This window comes from Dyadobacter sandarakinus, assembly GCF_016894445.1.
Taxonomy (GTDB): Bacteria; Bacteroidota; Bacteroidia; order Cytophagales; family Spirosomataceae; genus Dyadobacter; species Dyadobacter sandarakinus.
Window position 1 is genome coordinate 4,549,780 of sequence record NZ_CP056775.1, and the last position, 15,353, is coordinate 4,565,132.

At 50.1% G+C, this 15,353-nt stretch carries 15 protein-coding genes; 8 read left to right on the forward strand and 7 right to left on the reverse strand.

Annotation, left to right across the window (positions count from 1 at the left end; genetic code table 11):
- Positions 1-80: 80 nt before the first annotated feature.
- The 4 genes from HWI92_RS18545 to HWI92_RS18560 are packed head-to-tail and all read left to right on the forward strand — an operon-like array spanning position 81 to position 2,722.
- Positions 81-1,454, forward strand: a complete 1,374-nt coding sequence (locus tag HWI92_RS18545; protein WP_229248289.1) for a 4Fe-4S binding protein — start codon at positions 81-83, stop codon at positions 1,452-1,454.
- A 1-nt stretch (position 1,455) separates the two neighbouring features.
- Entirely contained in the window at positions 1,456-1,977 is a 522-nt protein-coding gene (locus HWI92_RS18550) for an NADH-quinone oxidoreductase subunit J family protein (protein WP_204658046.1), read from the forward strand.
- Entirely contained in the window at positions 1,974-2,279 is a 306-nt protein-coding gene (nuoK, locus tag HWI92_RS18555) for an NADH-quinone oxidoreductase subunit NuoK (RefSeq protein WP_310589485.1), read from the forward strand. Before HWI92_RS18550 ends, nuoK begins: the two co-directional genes overlap by 4 nt.
- Positions 2,276-2,722, forward strand: coding sequence for a DMT family transporter (locus HWI92_RS18560; protein ID WP_204658048.1), 447 nt, complete (start codon positions 2,276-2,278; stop codon positions 2,720-2,722). The genes nuoK and HWI92_RS18560 overlap by 4 nt, the downstream gene beginning before the upstream one ends.
- Positions 2,723-2,776: 54 nt before the next feature.
- Here HWI92_RS18560 and HWI92_RS18565 read toward each other — a convergent pair whose 3' ends face one another.
- Genes HWI92_RS18565 through HWI92_RS18575 form a run of 3 tightly spaced genes read right to left on the reverse strand, consistent with a single transcriptional unit; the run spans position 2,777 to position 5,323 of the window.
- Positions 2,777-3,280: a DUF6265 family protein gene (locus HWI92_RS18565; protein WP_204658050.1), complete on the reverse strand. Its 504-nt coding sequence runs from the start codon at positions 3,278-3,280 to the stop codon at positions 2,777-2,779.
- Between the two features lie 53 nt (positions 3,281-3,333).
- Positions 3,334-4,458: a glycosyltransferase family protein gene (locus HWI92_RS18570; protein WP_204658053.1), complete on the reverse strand. Its 1,125-nt coding sequence runs from the start codon at positions 4,456-4,458 to the stop codon at positions 3,334-3,336.
- Position 4,459: 1 nt separating this feature from the next.
- A complete protein-coding gene (locus tag HWI92_RS18575; protein ID WP_204658055.1) occupies positions 4,460-5,323 on the reverse strand; it encodes a UDP-2,3-diacylglucosamine diphosphatase in 864 nt (287 codons plus the stop codon).
- 88 nt (positions 5,324-5,411) lie between these two features.
- Here HWI92_RS18575 and HWI92_RS18580 point away from each other — a divergent pair, with 88 nt between their 5' ends.
- Genes HWI92_RS18580 through HWI92_RS18590 form a run of 3 tightly spaced genes read left to right on the forward strand, consistent with a single transcriptional unit; the run spans position 5,412 to position 9,779 of the window.
- Positions 5,412-6,812, forward strand: a complete 1,401-nt coding sequence (locus HWI92_RS18580) for an energy transducer TonB (RefSeq protein ID WP_204658057.1) — start codon at positions 5,412-5,414, stop codon at positions 6,810-6,812.
- A gap of 45 nt (positions 6,813-6,857) precedes the next feature.
- Complete coding sequence (locus tag HWI92_RS18585; protein WP_204658059.1) at positions 6,858-9,041, forward strand: S9 family peptidase; 2,184 nt, start codon at positions 6,858-6,860, stop codon at positions 9,039-9,041.
- A 6-nt stretch (positions 9,042-9,047) separates the two neighbouring features.
- On the forward strand, positions 9,048-9,779 hold the full coding sequence (locus HWI92_RS18590) for a hypothetical protein (RefSeq protein ID WP_204658061.1): 732 nt from the start codon (positions 9,048-9,050) through the stop codon (positions 9,777-9,779).
- 3 nt (positions 9,780-9,782) lie between these two features.
- On the opposite strand, the gene HWI92_RS18595 is transcribed toward HWI92_RS18590, so the two are convergent.
- The 4 genes from HWI92_RS18595 to HWI92_RS18610 form a co-directional block, all read right to left on the reverse strand.
- Complete coding sequence (locus HWI92_RS18595; protein WP_204658063.1) at positions 9,783-11,315, reverse strand: M28 family peptidase; 1,533 nt, start codon at positions 11,313-11,315, stop codon at positions 9,783-9,785.
- A 14-nt stretch (positions 11,316-11,329) separates the two neighbouring features.
- Positions 11,330-12,130: a class I SAM-dependent methyltransferase gene (locus HWI92_RS18600; RefSeq protein WP_204658065.1), complete on the reverse strand. Its 801-nt coding sequence runs from the start codon at positions 12,128-12,130 to the stop codon at positions 11,330-11,332.
- 55 nt (positions 12,131-12,185) lie between these two features.
- Positions 12,186-13,166, reverse strand: coding sequence for a porphobilinogen synthase (gene hemB, locus HWI92_RS18605; RefSeq protein ID WP_204658067.1), 981 nt, complete (start codon positions 13,164-13,166; stop codon positions 12,186-12,188).
- A 287-nt stretch (positions 13,167-13,453) separates the two neighbouring features.
- Positions 13,454-14,140 carry a response regulator transcription factor gene (locus HWI92_RS18610; RefSeq protein WP_204658069.1) on the reverse strand — a complete coding sequence of 229 codons (687 nt, stop codon included), beginning with the start codon at positions 14,138-14,140 and terminating at the stop codon, positions 13,454-13,456.
- A 163-nt stretch (positions 14,141-14,303) separates the two neighbouring features.
- Here HWI92_RS18610 and HWI92_RS18615 point away from each other — a divergent pair, with 163 nt between their 5' ends.
- Positions 14,304-15,320, forward strand: a complete 1,017-nt coding sequence (locus HWI92_RS18615) for an alpha/beta hydrolase (protein WP_204658071.1) — start codon at positions 14,304-14,306, stop codon at positions 15,318-15,320.
- Positions 15,321-15,353: the final 33 nt, after the last annotated feature.

Below are 15,353 nucleotides of genomic sequence, written 5' to 3' on the forward strand. Positions count from 1 at the left end.
GGCTGATTGACCGGAAATTACCTGTTAACTCTATCTTTGCAATAGGCTTATGCTGTTGTAAAGTCTTAAGATTAAAAGATTTGTCTACATACTTCAAAAATATATCCGAGGGGATCAGCACGACGATGGCTGGCATGAGGCTGACCCTGCGGCACCTGTGGCAGGCCCGCAACCGGAGGAAAGTAACCGATATCCGTTCCGAACGCTTCTTTGACGAGCACGACGGTATTGTAACCATCCAGTACCCCCTTGAAACTATTCCGATCCCGGACAATGGGCGTTACCGCCTGCACAATGAAATTGACGACTGCATTGTGTGCGATAAATGCGTGAAAGTGTGCCCGGTGGATTGTATAGAAATTGAGCCGATCCGTGCTGTTGAGGAAGTAGGCAAGGCTTCCGACGGCTCCCCGATCCGGCTTTACGCTGCCCGGTTTGACATTGATATGGCTAAATGCTGCTACTGCGGCCTTTGTACGACGGTATGTCCTACCGAATGCCTGACCATGACCAAGACGTTTGATTACAGTGAATTTGACGTCAGGGATATGGTGTATAATTACAGTAATCTGACGGCTGAAGAGGCTGATGAAAAGCGCGCGCTTCTGGAACAGTTTCAGAAGGAAAAAGAAGCTGCAAAAACCGCAGCCAAAGCGGCTCCCATATCAGAAAGTGCCGGTACTACTGCTGCAAAACCTGCATTTAAACCAACAATCAAACCAAAAAACACAGATTCCGAAACAGAAGCAACGGACAGTACAGAAGCTCCAAAACCTGCAAAGCCTGCTTTCAAACCGACAATCAAACTGAAGGCTGACGCGCCTGTATCCGAAATAACCAGCGAAACAGAAGCACAAAAATCTGTAAGGCCGGCATTTGTACCCAAAAAACCGGTTATACCTCCTGTAACTGCTGCTGAAAATCCATCCGAGCCAACCGCCGAAAGCCCGCAGCCGACAGCCGAAACCCGCCCCAAACCCGTCTTCAAACCCACCATGAAGCCCAAAGCGGATGCGGAGCCAAAAGCAGAAGACGAAAAAGAAGCACCTGCACAGCAACCCGCCGATAGCCCGGAGCCGAAAGCCGAAAGCCCACAGCCGACAGCCGAAAGCCGTCCCAAACCCGTCTTCAAACCCACCATGAAGCCAAAAACGGACGCGGAGCCAAAAGCAGAAGACGAGAAAACAGCACCTGCACAGCAACCCGCCGATAACCCGGAGCCGAAAGCCGATAGCCAACAGCCGAAAGCCGAAAGCCGCCCCAAACCCGTCTTCAAACCCACCATGAAGCCAAAAGCGGATGCGGAGCCAAAAGCAGAAGACGAAAAAGAAGCACCTGCACAAAAACCCGGCGAAAGCCAGGAGCCGAAAGCCGATAGCCCACAGCCGACAGCCGAAAGCCGTCCCAAGCCCATCTTCAAACCCAATATGAAACCCAAGCCGAAGGACGAATAATATGGAGCAGCTAGCTTTTTACGTGTTTGCGGCCATTGCCGTGCTTGCAGGATTGTTTATCCTTTTTTCAAAAAACCTCGTATATGGCGCATTTGCGCTTTTCTTGGCTTTCCTGGGAGTAGCAGCTTTGTATATACTTGCCGGTGCAGATTTCCTGGGTGTGGCGCAGATCATGATCTATGTCGGCGGGGTACTGGTACTGCTGATCTTTGGAATTATGCTTACCCGCAAGCTTGTCTCCCATGATCCGACGGCACACAACCGCGTAGAAGTGGCCACAGGCCGGACTGCCTGGGGTGCAATCATAGGGAGCTTGCTATTTTTCGGTTTGCTGAAGATCATATTCCAGGCCGACTTTCTGATGAGCGGCGAGGAGATGATCAGTCGTTCGACCATCAAAACCATTGGCGTAGAGCTCATGACCAGCCATTTACTGCCATTTGAAGTAGCGGGTATACTCCTGCTGGTTGCCCTGGTGGGCGCCGCATACCTGGCCGTCCACCGCAATCCGGTACAACCATGATCCCATTGCATCATTACCTGATCGTCGCCGCGGCCCTGTTTTGCACAGGACTGGCCATAGCGATTACCAAGCGTCATTTTATTGGTATTTTGCTGGGCATTGAGCTGATGCTGAATGCAGTAAACATCAACCTGGTCGCATTCAGCCGGCATGATCCTGAAAAACTCAGCGGACAGCTTTTTGCCCTGTTTGTTATTGTTGTAGCTGCTGCCGAAGTCACCGTCGCACTGGCCATTATCCTGCGCGTTTACGGCCGGTACAACACAGTCGATCCCGATGAAGTAAACGATTTGAAAAAATGAACTGGCTTTTCCTGTTTCTTGCCTTTCTGATTGGTATCAGCAACACAGTACAGTCGGGCGTGAATGCGCAATTACGCGAGTCACTCAACAACCCGATCCTGGCGGCTGTAACTTCTTTCTTTGTGGGCCTGGTCGTGCTGGTACTGGCTTTTGCATGCTTCAACAAAAATCCGGTTCCGGCCTGGAGCGACGTAAGGCAAATTCCCTGGAACCACTTTATGGGAGGAGTTTTTGGCGCATTTTATGTGATGACGGTAATTTTCATTATCCGCAGGATCGGGCCGGCAAACATGCTGTGCCTGGTGGTGGCCGGACAAATGATTGCTGCCATTACCATCGATCATTATGGCTTTCAGGGGTTTGCCGTACACCCTATCACCATGCCCAGAATAGCAGGTGCAGCATTGCTGGTAGCCGGTGTTTACCTGATTTTGACAAACTAAAAAAGCAGCCTGAACAATCAGGCTGCTTTTCTTGCAATAAGCAATAGTTAATTTTCAGGGTACTTTCTTGAAAATAAAAAGATCTACAAAAGCCCATTTGCCGTTTTCCTGCTTACCTCTCTGGATCACCAGCTGATCAGCAGCCCTTCTTTCATAAATGATGCGGACAGAGGCATCATCTTTCTCAAAAAGCGTCTGGTTCTTTTTTGTTTCAATGAAATTGTAGCGGTCCGATACTTCCTTTTCTTCCACGGCAATCAGCCCCGGCTTAAAGTGCTTGACCATGGCAACAGGTCCTTTTTCTGTTTCTTCAAAAGCAAAAACTTCATACAATGCAGGCTTGTCGTCCTTGATCATACGAATGTAACCCATGATGTTGTTGCCGGCAGGCGCAGTCCAGGAAGCCTCAATCGGGCCGCCATTGTACGTTCCCTGCCAGTGGCCTTCCAGAAAGCTCACGTCTTTGAGGGAACCTTTGCTTTGCGCCTGGGCAGAAAACATGGAAACAACAAACAGCACAGGGATCATGAATGATCTTGCAGTACTCATAACGGTCATAATTGAATCAGGTTTTGGTTTAGTGCGGCAAGATAAATCAAATACAATGGATTTTACCCGGCCGCAGACCGAATTTCCTGTTCAGACTCTGCAGATTGTGCCCCGGCAGTAATCTCATGCAGGAACATGGCCGTACCGCGCCGGTACCATTCCTTAAACCGTGCGGAGTGGTCTGTATGCCTTGGGAGGTATTCGAGTATGAGCGACAGGTCGAAATGGCGGGAGGTAATGCCTGCGCCCGAAATTACCCCATCAAGCGCATTGCACTCCTGCTCGAAATGGTTGGGAACCGGCACCATCATCACCGGCTTGCCCAGGTACATCGCCTCACACACCGACTCAAAACCAGCCGTAGTGACCAATGCCTTGCAGGAAGCCAGCAGGCGCAGGTACTTTTCACTGTTGATCCTGTGAAAAGTGAGCTTTTCATTTGTCTGAAATACCTCAGGTGCATCCGGGTTGTCCCAGAAACAATGCAGTTCCTGATCAGGGTTTGCCTGGTGCCAGTCCATGATCTGTCGGCTGAGGCTGTGGTGTGTCATATATACCAGCAGGAAATCACCCTGTACCGGCTTGAGTTCCTGCACTTCCTTTCTGAGCAGCGGAGGCACGACCATAATCCTGAGGTCGGGGCGTGAAGGTATTTCACGAAAAGAAAGCGCCAGCCGCCTGGTGGCCAGCCAGGATGTGGAGCGTGAGTTAAGATTGATCAAAAACCGGTCAAACCCGCTTTTTTCAGGAAAAACAAACCTGGGATGCAACAGCAGGTACTGATGTGCAATGCAAACCATCGGGATGCGTGAGCGGTACAGGATGTTGTACAACCCTCCATAAGTTTCATAAAAGCTCACGATCAGATCGGGCCTGATGTCCCGGATCGTCTTGTGAATGCAGCGCAGACTTTTGAGGTGCCGCGGCAAGCCTGCCAGGTGCGTGCTGATGGTTTTCTGCACGTTCATTCCACTCCCGCCGGCATGGTAAATGATATTGGGAGCATGAAAATGGTAGACCGGAGCATTGATCTGCTCGTCGAAAAATGCCGGGATCTGGCGCCCGGGCGAGGTACCTACCAGGGCGGCGGCCACCTGGTGGCCCGCCTCACGCAGCATCTGCCCCAGTGAAATCGCCTGGGTAAGGTGCCCGCGCCCTTCGCCCTGCACCATAAATATGATCTTCATCTTATAAAAATCGCGGGTTCCTGCCTGGCAATCCTGTAAATGCAACCTGCTTCTCGATCGTCGGAAAATGCTCTACAATGCCTTTCGGATCTGCGGTCTTTGCCGGCTTTCCTTCATGCGCCTGCTGATCGTAGTGCAGCAGACTCCAGTTGCCCTCGAAATCCTCTACCAGTGCACTCAGCGTCTCTACCCAGTCGCCCGAATTCATGTACATGATCCCGTTGATTTCGCGGATGGCCGGGTGATGGATATGTCCGCATATAACGCCATCGCAGTCGCGCGAGCGGGCCAGCTCGGTTAGTTTTTCCTCAAAGTCGGACATATAGTTGACCGCCATTTTTACCGATTGCTTGATCCGCTGAGACAGCGAGTAGTACGGCAATCCCCGCCATGCGCGGTAGCGGTTGTAAAATTTGTTGAGCCACAAAAGGAACGTATATCCGATATCGCCCAGGTAGGCGAGCCACTTGAGGTGTGTGGTAATGGAGTCAAAAACATCGCCGTGTGTCACATAAAACCGCTGCGAGCCGGAGTTGAGGATATAATCTTTCCTGATCTGAAAATGTTTGCCGAGCCTCAGCGGAATGATCTGATCGAGGAAATCGTCGTGGTTGCCACGCAGGTAAATAACTTTTGTTTTATGTTCTTCAATCATTTTCAGCACACGTTTGAAAAACATCGTGTGTTTTCTTTTCCAGACACCATACTTTTTCAGCTGCCATGCATCAATGATGTCTCCATTCAGGATCAGTTTCTTACACGAGTAACTTTTCAAAAAATTCGTCACTTCTTCTGCCTTTGATCCCCCCGCTCCCAAGTGTAGGTCAGAAATGATGATAGTCCGGAAATGTGTTGTGTCTGCCATGTTACAAATTTTCTCATTTGATATTAACTGCATGTTACTGGCAGGTTATTAATAGGTTAAGTAACTTTGAGTAATCAAAATCCTCTGTATGAAAAATTTGTTATTTTTCCTCTCTCTGATCAGTATCCCATCTTTTGCTCAAAAAATCCATCAATCCGCCGAAGTAACCCAACCCGCCCAACCGGCAGGCGGAGCGCAGCTGCTTGAGTTATTTATTGCCTCCAATCTCAGGCTGCCGGTCAAACCCACGGATGGAACCGTGACGCTCCTGGCGGTTGTGGAGCCGGATGGAAGCGCTACCGGAATTCGTGTGAAAGAAGGACTGGACTCATTATGCAATGCCGAGGCGATCAGGGTTCTGCGGCTTTACAAAGCATGGAAGCCGGCTATGCTCGATAGCCGGAAAGTGCGTCAGGAGGTGGTAGTACCGGTAGTTTTCAAATGCGATTCGCCCGAAGGGTTTTCAGCTGCCAGCCACAGCATTGTTACCTATTACCGCCACGGAATCAGATCCGCTGTGGAGAGTGCTACCATCCGCAGAAGCATTCCGGTGGATGACTTCGGCTTTTTGAGCGGAAATGTGGTTTTTCAGAAGAAGGAAGAGAACCGGTGGGTCGATGTGACGCAAGTACCTTTACAGATTACCGGGAGTATGACGCAGTTCGAGAACGAAGGGATAAAAGACTCTGTACAAACACTTGAATTCAGTGCAAATCTGCCTCCGCAAAAAGCCCGTGTTTACCAGATTATCAAAAAGCAATTGAATGGAGCATTGGTCTCGTTGGTACAGATGGATCCCGATGATAAAGCGGTTTTCATGAAAGATTACCACCTGAATGGCGCTTTAAAAAGCCTCAAGATTTACGGCAAAGAGCTAAACAAGGAATATACCTGGTATGGAAATGGTCAGCTTGCGACGTTTGAAGAAAAGCCAGTTATGCTGAAAAAACCCAATATCAGCTACATCTGGGAAGTATACGATAAAGCTGGAAACCAGCTTGTAACGAAGGGAAATGGTTATTTAACACCGGATAACAAGGAGTACGGACTACTCAAAAGCGGACTTAGAGAGGGCATTTGGAAAGGTACGTCTGCGGACAGCAGCCGGTTTGAGGAAGAGTACAATGCAGGCAAGCTCGAATGGGGCAAAACCTTTCTGAAAGATAAAGTCATTGCATATGATGAAGTTGAGGTTATGCCCCAGTATAAAGGAGGCTTTCCTGCCATGTACAAATTCATCGCGAAAAATGTTAAATACCCGAAAGATGCCGCCAAACAAAACATCAGCGGACAGGTATTTACCACCTTTGTGGTACGTTCTGACGGAACGATCGGCGACGTCGCCCTGATCCAGGGCCTTCATGAAAGCATGGATAAAGAGGCGCTCCGCGTTGTAACTGCCATGAGCGGCCACTGGGAACCAGGCTGGCAGCGAGGCCGGAAGGTAAATGTAAAGTTCAATATACCGATCAATTTTTACCTGGAATAAATTCCCCTTACCTTAGTTGTCTTACCAACTTACCTGGAATACCGCATGAAGCACATTCTCAGAACTCTTTTTCTGCTTATATTTTCCTGCAATGCATTTGCTCAGATCCCCGATACTTTTCAATGGCTGCCGGACGGAACCGGCTACCGCGATGCGGTGGAGGGAGAAATTGTAGAGGTGACCTTACCCACCAATCAGGAAAAAATCATCTTGTCAAAAGCACAGCTTACGCCCGAAGGTGCATCGGCTGCATTGCCCGTTAAAAGTTACACGGTCAGCAAGGCAGGCGATAAGTTTTTGATTTATACCAATACAAAAAGAGTATGGCGGTACGAGACGCGAGGCGATTACTGGGTATATGATATCAATGCAAAAACACTGCGGCAGGTAGGAAAAACGCTTCCGGCATCCTCCCTGATGTTTGCCAAATTTTCACCGGACGGCAGTAAAGTAGCGTATGTAAGCAAGCATAACGTGTACGTGGAAGATATTCAGGGCGGTAACATCAGGCAGCTGACTACCGATGGCACCGACCGGGTGATCAATGGTACCTTTGACTGGGCGTATGAAGAAGAATTCGACTGCCGCGACGGATTTCGGTGGAGCGACGACAGCAAGGCCGTTGCTTACTGGCAGATCGACGCCCGCAAAATCCGAAACTTTTTGATGATCAATACCACCGACTCTATTTACTCCTTCAATGTGCCGGTAGAGTATCCCAAGGTGGGCGAAACACCTTCTCCATACAAGATCGGCGTGGTGGATGTGAATACTGGAGAGAACAAATGGATGAACATTCCGGGTGATCCGCAAAATACCTATGTACCGAGAATGGAATGGTCGGGTATGCCGGGGGAGCTGGTCGTACAGCAGCTAAACCGCAAGCAGAATGAGAGCACTTTGTTTTACATCAATACAAAAGATGGCTCTTCCAAACCATTTTACAATGAAAAAGACGAAGCCTGGATTGATATTAAAAGCCGGTGGGAAAGTGATCCCATGGGCTGGGACTGGATCAATGGCGGTAAGGAATTTCTGTGGGTGACTGAAAAAGACGGCTGGCGGCATACCTATCGCGTGAGCCGGGATGGTAAAAAGGAAACACTGATCACGCCTGGCAACTTCGACATGATCAGCCCGGTGCGCATTGACGAAAAAAACAACGCATACTACTTCATGGCGTCGCCCGATAATGCGACCCAGAGTTACCTGTATAAAGCAACACTCGACGGAAAGGGAAAAGTGACGCGCGTAACACCTGCTGAACTTGCCGGCACGCACGACTACCAGATTTCACCTTTGGGTAAGTTTGCGATGCACCAGTTTTCGAGCGCCAAGCTGCCGCCGATGATGGAATGGGTTACCCTGCCTGCGCACAAACCCCTTGATCCGCAAAATTCCATTGCCCAGACGATGATGCGCATCAAACCCGCCGGGATCGACATTGAGTTTTTCAAGGTAAAAACAGAGGAAGGTATTGAAGTAGATGCGTGGATGGTGAAACCAGACAACTTTGACCCTGCAAAAAAATACCCGATCGTGTTCATGGTTTACGGTGAGCCCGCGGGCAGCACGGTGAAAGATACCTACGGTACCGGCCGCAACCGGCTTTATGCGGGCAGCATGGCAGCGGACGGCTACATTTATGCATCGGTTGACAATCGCGGCACGCCGTCGCCCAAAGGGCGAGGCTGGCGCAAAGCGATTTATAAAAATATCGGCGTCGTCAACATCCGCGACCTTGACGGCGCAGCAGTTGCCATGTTTAAGCAATATCCGTTTATTGATACTTCCCGCGTGGCCGTGCATGGGTGGAGCGGTGGCGGATCGTCCACGCTCAATTTGCTTTTCCAGTATCCGCAGCATTTTAAAACGGGTATCGCGGTGGCTGCAGTGGGTAACCAGCTTACTTACGATAACATTTACCAGGAGCGTTACATGGGACTTCCGCAGGAAAACCGGGAAGATTTTGTAAAAGGCTCCCCAATCACGCATGCGCAAAATCTGGTCGGCAACCTGCTGTACATTCACGGTACAGGTGATGACAATGTGCATTACCAGAATGCCGAAATGCTTGTAAATCAACTGATCAAGTATAACAAGGTGTTCCAGTTTATGCCTTACCCTAACCGTTCGCACGGCATTTATGAGGGCGAGGGCACATCAAAGCATTTGCAAACTTTGTTTACCGACTATCTCAAAAAGAACTGTCCTCCGGGAGCCAGATAATCTGTCATGAAAAAACTCGTTTTCAACGCATTTTTTGTTTGCATTGCGCTGGCCTCCCAGGCGCAGGTCAGCGATGGTTCCAAGATAGGCATAACTACGGGCCGCGGCCTCACAGGGCTGCGCTCCGATGCTTTTGCTACCGCCGCGACGCCGCCTTCGGAAGTAAAAGGTGACTTTTATGCTGATTCGGTGTGGCAAACGGGCGGGGTAAAGTTTCAGAAGGCCATTCCGCAGATCGGTGGAGGCGAAAGCGATAGTCTGGCTGGTATCCAGATCCGCTACAATGTCCTGAACAACGAGCTGGAAGTACTTGCCGACGAAAAGAAAAATGACGTTCGTGTGATCAAGGGCGGCATGCTGCGGAGCTTTTCACTGGATGGCAGCCCAGGCGCTTCATTTATCAATGTTGCTACTTTGCAGCCTGGCAGCCTTACAGGCTTTGGGGAGGTCTTATCGTCGGGCAAAACGATGCTGATCAAGCATTTCCGCACACGCATCACCAAACCCAACTATAACCCGGGATTTGCGACAGGCGAAAAAAATACGATCGTCCGCATTGACCACGACTACTACGCAGCGACCGGCAACTCACTCAAAAAACTGGATCTTGGCAAAAAGCTACCCGAAGCATTCGCGGATCAGAAACAGCAGGCCGAAAAATATGCAAAAGACAACGCCCTCAACCTGAAAAAGGAGGAAGACGTTGTCCGGCTTTTTGATTTTATCAATGGGAAATAAAGCTTATTTCCCATAAAGCTTTTTAGCCGCAGGCTCGTATTTATCCCCCGCTGACCACATGGGTGCTGTTTTCCGGTCAGCGATCAGGCGTGACGCATAGGTATATGCCTGGCTGAATTTGAGCAGATAATTGAAATCTATGGTTTCAGGATTGTCGGTAGCCTGGTGGTAGTTTTTCATCAAATCAGCATTGAACTCTTTAAAACCAGGCGTAAACTGAGGGGCTGGAATGCCTTCTTTAGCAAAACTGACATTGTCGGACCGGTCAAATAATCCCTGCTCGGGTGCCGGATCAGCAAAAACCGTCAGTCCGAAAGCTTTACAGGCTGCTTCTATTTCAGCACTTGCACCCGTCCTGTTCAGGCCGGTTACGGCAACAATGGTCGTATCGGTGTAACCCGCACCGTCCGAATTCATATTGAAAATGCACTTATTCAGCGGAAGCAACGGATGTGCGGCATAGTACCGGCTTCCCAGCAAACCTACCTCTTCGGCAGTAAGGGCAACCACAAGCACCGAGCGCTTGGGTGGATTTTTGCTGAAAGACTCAGCCGCAGCCAGCAGTGCTACGGTACCAATTGCATTGTCCCGCGCGCCATTGAAAATACTGTCGGCAGGCGTATAGGCACTTCCCCCCTGCTTACCCACGCCAATGTGATCATAATGGGCGGTCAGGAGAATGTACTCGTCTTTCAGCTTCGGGTCAGTACCGGGAATAAGTCCGATAACATTCGAGCTGGTCACCTTTGTGGTAATGCGGCCTGTTGTTTTAAATTCTACTTCTTTGGCGCCGCGCAGCGCACGGGCATAGCGCGACTCTTTTCCATTGATCCAGGCGTGCGGAATACCTGCTCCGCCGGCTGCAAGGCCGCTGTCATCCGAGAGACTGATTTTTTCGCTTCCAAAAAACTTGGTCACTACATTCCACGGAATAGCTGCATTGAAAAGCTCGATAATTGCCACCGCGCCTTTTGCTATGGCCACCTTCCGTTTTTCTGCAGAAGCAGCGGCTATTTCGGAGGGCGTTTTGGTATCGGGCGAGCCGCTCTGAAGCAGTACGATCTTGCCTTTTACATCCAGACCTTTATAATCGTCCCAGCCTTTGGATGCGTCTTCCAGACCATAAGCTGCATAAACGATGGGTGCTTTGATGGCAGCAGCGCCTCCGCTCATCAGGATCCAGTCGTCGCCGCTTTTCATCACCTCGGCATCAGCCGTGATCTCTCCGGAGCCGCCTGCAGCCATTTTATCAAAAGATATAGGCTGATAATAAGATAAGGTACCCGAAACCGAATCTGCGTGGACAGATCGAAGGCCCCATTTTCTGAACTGTTCTGCAATGTAGCGCGCTGCAACCCGGTTGCCCTGCTCGCCGGTACGTCTTCCCAGCAGCTCATCCCCTGCCAGAAAACGCATATGCGCCTCCGTTTCGGCAGCCCTGATCTGGAACTCGGGTAAGGTATTGTTCTTTTTTTGTGCAAATGCGGGTGCAGCAAGACATACTGCAAATGCGAGGGACAGGTATTGTTTTTTCATATATTTTGTAAAAATCAAGGTCTTCTTCCGGTTACTGCCAGCAGGTACATTTTCATAGACCTGGCCGAACTTTTAATCCAATGATCATAGTCGGCAATCGCGGCAAGCCGCTGCTCTTCTGTTACATATCCATCTGCAACAAGCTGTTTGCCGCGGGTTTCTGCTACTTTTTTCCAGATACTTATATCACCCGCAAAATCGAGGCTGTCCTTGTCTGAAACTTCTGAAAAGTCGGTTACGGTAATATCGGTCAGGCCCAGTGCCTCAAACATTTCCTGCAACTTGTCAGCAACTCCATTGTTCATGCCTGCATCCTGCCTCCATTTAAGAAACGCATCATAAAACATGCGCATGCTTTCGGGTACTTCGGGCTCCCAGTGGATTTTTGTATGATTATAATCGAGTATCGTCAGCAAGCCTCCGGGTTTCACCAGACTGACCATTTTTCCCAAAACTTCATGAGGATTGGCAAGCCACTGCAACACGCGGGCGGCACTAACCACATCAAAAAGCTTTACAGGAACATAGCTGTTGATGTCGGCTACCTCAAAATGCACATTGTCATGGTCACTGAAATTTTTCCTCGCAATCTCAATCAGGTGCTCGCTGGCATCAATGCCGGTAACCGTACCCGAAGGTCCTGTCAGCTCAGCCATTCCGAAAGTCATTGAACCCGACCCGCATCCTACATCGAGCAACGCATCTCCCGGTCTGACGACCCCTACGAGGTTGCGGTTTCCGGAAAACACCGTCCTCCGGTCCAGTACCGAGTTGGTTCCTTTGGGCATGGTTGCCCTTTCAGCGGCTTGCGACATAGCGGATACGTTAAGGTTAGGCTACAATATATAACATTATAGCCACCCCGCACTGCTAGGCATTAAGAATCTCGGCCGCTTCCTTGGCAAAATAAGTGAGGATACATTTAGCTCCTGCACGACGAATGCTCGTAAGCACCTCCATCATGGCACGGTCCCCATCGAGCCAGCCATTCATTGCGGCAGACTTGATCATGGCGTACTCGCCGGATACATTGTAGGCAGCAATAGGAATATTAAAATGCTCATCCAGGAGGCGGATGATATCCAGGTACGCCAGGGCCGGCTTGACCATCAGCATATCCGCTCCCTCTTCAAAATCGAGCCGGGCTTCAAGCAGGGCTTCCCGTTTGTTGGCGGGGTTCATCTGATAGGTCTTTTTGTCACCGAACTTCGGAGCCGATTCGAGTGCATCCCGGAACGGGCCGTAAAAGGCGCTGGCATATTTGGCCGAGTAGGACATGATACTCACATCCGTGAACCCGGCTTCGTCCAGTTCCCTGCGGATAAAGCCTACACGCCCATCCATCATATCGCTTGGTCCAAGGATATCGGCTCCCGCTCTGGCCTGCGCTACCGACATTTTAGACAAAATATCCAATGTGGCGTCATTGACAATTTTACCATTTTCAACCAGTCCGTCATGGCCATCGGAACTGTACGGATCCATAGCGACATCGGTCATGATGACCAGCTCGGGAAACTGCTCCTTGATCGCAGTAATTGCTTTAAGATAAAAAGTATCTTCCTGGTAGCTTTCCGAGGCAAACCGGTCTTTGCGGCTTTCAGGGTAGTTGGGAAAAAGGTCAATGGCACGGATGCCCAGGTCAGTAACTTCTTTGAGCTCTTCCAGCAGGTTATCCAGCGAGTGCCGGAAGATGCCCGGCATGGATTTCACTTCTGATTTTTGCCCGGTACCGTCAACGATAAACATGGGCAGTATAAAATCAGAAACCTGCAGGGTAGTTTCCTGAACAAGGTCTCTGACAGCCGAAGATTTTCGGTTACGCCGCGGGCGGCGGGATATGTGGATCATATTACATCGGCGATCGGCAGACAGCCGTCGGCTTTTTTTGGGAAACTAAAACAGTCTCAAACAAAAACCATCCGACCTTACTTTCAGTTTCCTTAAAGAGGTTTTATAAAAGGAGAAGAGCTAATTACTTGCTTTGTCACCCTGAGCGGAGTCGAAGGGCTGATGCGGTCGCCAAAAAGCCCTTCGACCGCCCGGCGGACCGGGCCGCTCAGGGTGACAAAGTCAATATCAAAACTTTCCTCCCTTCCTCCTTTCTCCCTTTTCCTCCTTCCTCCATCCTCCCTATCTCACCCCACCATCAGCTTAAACCCTTCCCCGTGCAAATTCATGATCTGAATGGAAGGATCTTCCCGCAGGTACTTCCGCAGTTTTGTAATGTAAACATCCATGCTGCGGGCATTGAAGTAGGAATCATCGCCCCAGATCGTTTTAAGCGCAAAGCTGCGGCTGATAGGCTGATTGATATTTTGACAAAACAATTTCAGAAGCTCCGACTCCTTGCTGGTCAGACGGGCTGATTTATCATCATGGGTAAGCTGCTGCCGGCTGTAATCAAAGGTAAATGCACCTATATGGTAAATTCCGGTGTCGTCCTGTGCATCGGGCTGCTTTTTATACCTGCGCAAAATGGCCTCTATGCGCAGCAGCAGCTCCTCTCTGTCAAAAGGCTTGGTTACATAATCATCCGCTCCTACCCTGAAACCCTGCATGGTATCCTCCTTCATGGATTTGGCGGTAAGAAAAATGATCGGCACATCGCGCCCGCTCATTCTCACTTCTTTTGCCAGAGAAAAACCGTCTTTCTTGGGCATCATAACGTCGAAAATGCAGAGGTCATATTCCTTATCCACAAAAGACTGCCAGCCTTTTTGCCCGTCCGTAGCCAGGTCCGTGGGAAAACCTTTGTCCGTCAGATATTCCTGTAACAGGAAACCGAGGTTGGAATCGTCTTCAACGAGCAGGAGATTGGGCATTGCTGATGCGGATAAATGTTGTGCAAGATAGTAAATCTGTCAGGGTGGAGCTTATTATTGCGGGCGCGTGGGTCCGCCGGGCGGATCATTCACTTTCCGGTAGCAATAAACGCCCAAAACTAGCGATCTTTCGACTTTTCAAAACTTTCCCCGATCTTAAAAAATGTTAAAGGTTTTACTCTGGATTATTGGCCTGCTGGTAGTTGCGGGCATTGTTTTCCTGGCTGGTCCGCGTGTGCCGGAAGCCAATCTTTCACCCGAACTTCCCGCCGTCGCCACCGACCTGCGGGCACTGGAAGCTGACATCAACAAAAGTGAATCGGGCACGCCGCACCTGAAACCTGATAATGAGGCGCGCATTTTCTGGGCAGATTCTGCTCATAGAAAAACACCTTACAGCGTGGTGTACATTCACGGATTCGGGGCAAGCTGGGCGGAGGGTGACCCTGTGCACCGCGACCTGGCCAAAAAATACGGCGCCAATTTATACGTCTCGCGCATGCACGATGCTGGCATCGACGACCCGAATGCATTCGACGACCTCACGCCGGAGAACTTCCTGGCTGGCGCAAAGCGAGCGGTCGCGATTGGAAAATCGCTGGGAGACAGCGTGATCCTGATCGGTACGTCAGCGGGCGGACTGCTGAGCGTGTACATCGCTGCCAATCATCCCGAGCTGAAAGGGCTTGTTTTATACTCCCCCTGCATGGAGGTCAATAATTCGTCTCTCAAACTGATCACCGGCCCGTGGGGCAGACAGATCCTGCACAAAGTGATAGGCGAGCACAGTGTTCACATGGATACGATCCCGGCCCAGGCGCAGTTCTGGCTGCAGGGATACCATACCAACGGGCTGATTACCTTGCAGCAGATGATGGATGTGATTTCGAAGCCTGAAGTATTTGAAAAGATCAAAATGCCCGTTTTTGTAGGGTATTATTACAAAAATGAAGAGGAACAGGACAAGGTCGTGTCGGTAGCGGCTATTAAGGATATGTTTGAACACCTGGGTACGCCCGCCTCACTGAAAGTTTTAAAAGCTTTTCCTGAGAGCGGTGACCATGTGATCGCATCGCAGTACCGCTCGAAAGATGTGAAAGGAGTATTTACCGCTACGGACCGGTTTTTCAGTGAAAAGCTGCATCTGAAACCAGTAGAAACCATGGTACCGCAACCTTGATGAGTGATGGCCAGGTGGGTGTCAGGCCTAAAT